The sequence below is a fragment of the Saccharopolyspora sp. genome (genome assembly GCF_017434145.1).
GTDB classification, from domain to species: Bacteria; Actinomycetota; Actinomycetes; order Mycobacteriales; family Pseudonocardiaceae; genus Saccharopolyspora_C; species Saccharopolyspora_C galaxeae.
The window spans coordinates 1-3,299 of sequence record NZ_JAFRFW010000978.1; the positions used below are offsets into that span (position 1 = coordinate 1).

A 3,299-nucleotide genomic window follows, 5' to 3' on the forward strand; every position below is an offset into this window, starting at 1 on the left:
CGCCGCGGGCTCTGCGCCGTCGTCTCGCGATGCCGGCGCCGACGCCCTACGCGAGCCGACCGACCAGCTGCGCCGAGCTCGGGCGGCAGGCGCTCAGGACGACTTGCCCAAGATGCGGGTCATGCGGGTGCCGCACACCGGGCAGGTGCCCTTGGCCATCCGGCGGCCGTTGGTCTCCGTGATCTCGCCGGAGAAGTCCCGCTTCTCCCGGCACTTCACGCAGTAACCGTTGTAGGTCTCGGCCACGGCGCTCTCCTTCGTGTCGTGCTGGCAGCGGCGCCTCGCGCCGCCGGTCCGCCCGGTCCGGGCCGCGCAGGGAACCGTACCGGCGATCGAATCGCTAGCACTGCATTACGGTGATCGCATGTTCGGGCGAATGGAGTAACGCTTTAGGGGATCACGCCGAGTAGGCGCTGCGGAAATGCTCACAGCCGTGTCCCGCTGTCGGTGCCGGTCGCTAGGGTCGGATCTCGTGGCAGAACCGCAGGTCGAGGTGCGCCGCAGCAAACGCCGCCGCCAGACCGTCAGCGCGTATCGGGATGGCGACAAGGTCGTGGTGCTGCTCCCGGCACGGATGAGCCGGGCAGAAGAGAAGAAATGGGTGGCCGAGATGCTCAGCCGCCTGCAACGCAGCGAAACCCGCCGCCGGTCACCGGCGCGGGAGTCGGACGAGGCGCTGGTGCAGCGCTGCCGCGAACTCTCCGAGCAGTACTTGGACGATCGCGCCGAGCCGCGCTCGATCCGCTGGGTGCCGCCGATGCGCACCCGCTGGGCCTCGTGCACGCCGAGTTCCAAGACCATCCGGATCAGCAACCGGCTGCGCGACGTGCCGAGCTGGGTGCTGGACTACGTGCTGGTGCACGAACTCACGCACCTGCTGGTGCCCGGGCACGGCGCGGACTTCTGGAAGTGGGTCAACCGCTACCCGAAGACCGAGCGCGCCGTGGGTTACCTGGAAGGGCTCTCCGCCGCGGCGAACCTGGACCTGACCTTGGACGGCGATCCGGTGGACTGATGCCGGCGCCGCAGCCACAACGGCGCCCCGCGCTTTCCGAGCGAACGGACCGTTCGACCAAGCTACTGGGACGAACAGGCCGTTCACTCCGCGGCGCCGGTTTGTGCGCGGGCGACGCGGCTGTCACTTGTCCTGCTGGTCGTCCCGGCCCTGCTGGTCGTTCTCGCCCTGCTCGCCGCCGTCCTGGCCCGCTTCGTCCTGCTTCACCTCGTCCTGTTCGGCCGCCTCGGCGCGCTTGATCGCGGCGATCGGGTCGTCCAGGTCGGAACTCGCGCCCCAGCGATCGGCGAAGTCCAACGGCTCGTCCAGGTCGGCCGCGCTCGGCAGCAGGTCGGGGTGGTCCCAAACCCGGTCCCGGCTGTCCACGCCGTGCCGCTCGGTCATCAGCCGCCACAGGTTCGCCGCGTCCCGCAGCCGCCGCGGCCGCAGCTCCAGGCCGATCAGCGTGGCGAAGGTCTGCTCGGCGGGCCCGCCGCTGGCGCGCCTGCGGCGGATCGTCTCGCGCAACGCGTCCGCTCCCGGCAGCCGGTCGCTGACCGCGTCCGAGACGACCACGGCCGCCCAGCCCGCGCCCCGCGCGAGCAGCGTCGCCAGCCGGGTCAGCGCGGCCTGCTGCTCCGGGGTGTTCTTCGGCTCGAGCATCCCGGACCCCATCAGCTCCTGCATCGAGCTGGGATCCGTCGGGTCGATCTTGCTGGCCATGTCCTCCAGCGAGGAGGTGTCGACCTGGATGCCGCGCGCGTACTCCTCGACGGTGGCCAGCAGCCGCTGCCGCAGCCACGGCACGTGGCTGAACAGCCGGTGGTGCGCGGCCTCCCGCGCGGCCAGGAACAAGGTGACCTCTTCGAGCGGGCGGTCCAGCCCCTCGACGAAGCGCTGCACGTTCGCGGGCAGCAGCGCGGCGGTGCCCTCCGGCGCCAGCGGCAGGCCGACGTCGGTGGAGGTGAGCACCTCGGCGCCGAGCTCGGCGAGGCTGTTGCCCAGCTGCGAACCGAACCCGAGTCCGCCCATCTGCCCGAGCATGGACAGCAGCGGCCCCGCCGCCTGCTTGGCCTCCTCCGGCAACGCCTCCAGCCAGGCGCTCGACACCCGCTGGGCCACCGGGTCGCACAGCCGCTGCCAGGTCGGCAGCGTCTGCTCCACCCAGTCCACCGACGACCAGGACTTGACCGAGCGCACTCCGGCGGGCAGCGCCGTCATCGGATCCGTCCACAGCTCGGCCAGGTGCATCGCGTCCTCGATGCCCTTCACCTGCTGCTGGCTGGGCCGCTCGGTGCGCTGGTTGTTGTGCAACTGCTGCACCGCGAGCTGCTTGGCCAGGTCGTAGTTGACCGGCCCGGAACCGGAACCACCTGGCTGCCCGGAGTGGCTCAGCGCCTGGCCGAGCTGGGTGAGCATCTGCCCGAGCTGGCCCATGTCGAAGTTCGGCATCCCGCCCGGTCCGCCCGAACCGCCGGGCAGCGAGCCGAAGCCGAACCCGAAGCCGGACTGCTGCCCGGAATCGCCGGCGCCACCCTCGGAGCGCCCTTCCGACGAGTCGCGCTTGTCGCGGTCGTCGTCGGGATCCTGCGGGCTGAACCCGAACGGCGTGTCACTCATGCTTCCACCGTACGCGGGCGGGGCGTGCGCGGATAAGGCGCTCACCTGCCCGGTTCGGCGGATGTTCGCAGCTCGTGGCTTGATCGGCGGCGCACCCGGCGGCGGGAATCTCGCGCACGGCGAACACGTACGCTGTCGGCTCGTGACCCGTCGTACCTGGACCTTATTGATCAGCGTCGTCCTCGTCGTCGCATTCGGGCTGCTCGGCGGCTTCGTCCGGGTGCCCTACGTGGCGCTCGGACCGGGGCCGACGTACAACACGCTCGGCGAGGACGGCGGCACGCCCGTGATCAACATCGACGGGCAGCGCACCTACCCGACGGCCGGGAACCTGAACATGACCACGGTGTCGGTCGCCGATCACCTCTCGCTGCTCGGCGCGCTGGGGATGTGGGTCAGCGGCCGTTACGCGCTGGCGCCGCGGGAGGTCTACTACCCGCCGACCAAGACCGAGCAGCAGATCGAGCAGGAGAACACCGAGGCGTTCAACGACTCGCAGACCTCCGCGGAGACCGCGGCGCTGCGCCACCTCGGCTATCCGACGAAGGTCGTCGCCGGCCAGGTCGTCAAGGGCAGCCCCGCGGACGCGGTGCTCGACGCCGGGGACCAGATCCTGTCGGTCAACGGGCGGCCGATCACCGACGCGGCCGCGCTGCAGGCGGCGGTGGGTGGCAGCCCGCCGGGC

The 3,299-nt window shown here is 71.2% G+C and carries 4 protein-coding genes; 2 read left to right on the forward strand and 2 right to left on the reverse strand.

The window, feature by feature from the left end; translation table 11 throughout:
• Nucleotides 1–93: 93 nt before the first annotated feature.
• Entirely contained in the window at nt 94–246 is a 153-nt protein-coding gene (locus tag IJH84_RS26540; RefSeq protein WP_200072638.1) for a DUF5679 domain-containing protein, read from the reverse strand.
• Between the two features lie 226 nt (nt 247–472).
• On the opposite strand from IJH84_RS26540, the gene IJH84_RS26545 reads away from it, so the two are divergent.
• Nucleotides 473–1,015 (forward strand): M48 family metallopeptidase, encoded by a 543-nt coding sequence (locus IJH84_RS26545; protein ID WP_200072639.1) that lies wholly within the window; start codon nt 473–475, stop codon nt 1,013–1,015.
• 123 nt (nt 1,016–1,138) lie between these two features.
• Here the strand turns inward: IJH84_RS26545 and IJH84_RS26550 are convergent, their stop codons facing one another.
• A complete protein-coding gene (locus tag IJH84_RS26550) occupies nt 1,139–2,614 on the reverse strand; it encodes a zinc-dependent metalloprotease (RefSeq protein WP_295150319.1) in 1,476 nt (491 codons plus the stop codon).
• Between the two features lie 142 nt (nt 2,615–2,756).
• On the opposite strand from IJH84_RS26550, the gene IJH84_RS26555 reads away from it, so the two are divergent.
• Nucleotides 2,757–3,299 (forward strand): PDZ domain-containing protein (locus IJH84_RS26555; RefSeq protein ID WP_295150322.1); only part of this gene is annotated, 543 nt, incomplete at its 3' end.

Bases quoted from the DNA above. Each gene is read 5' to 3' on its own strand.
- IJH84_RS26550 (WP_295150319.1), bottom strand. From the start codon at position 2,614: ATGAGTGACACGCCGTTCGGGTTCAGCCCGCAGGATCCCGACGACGAC.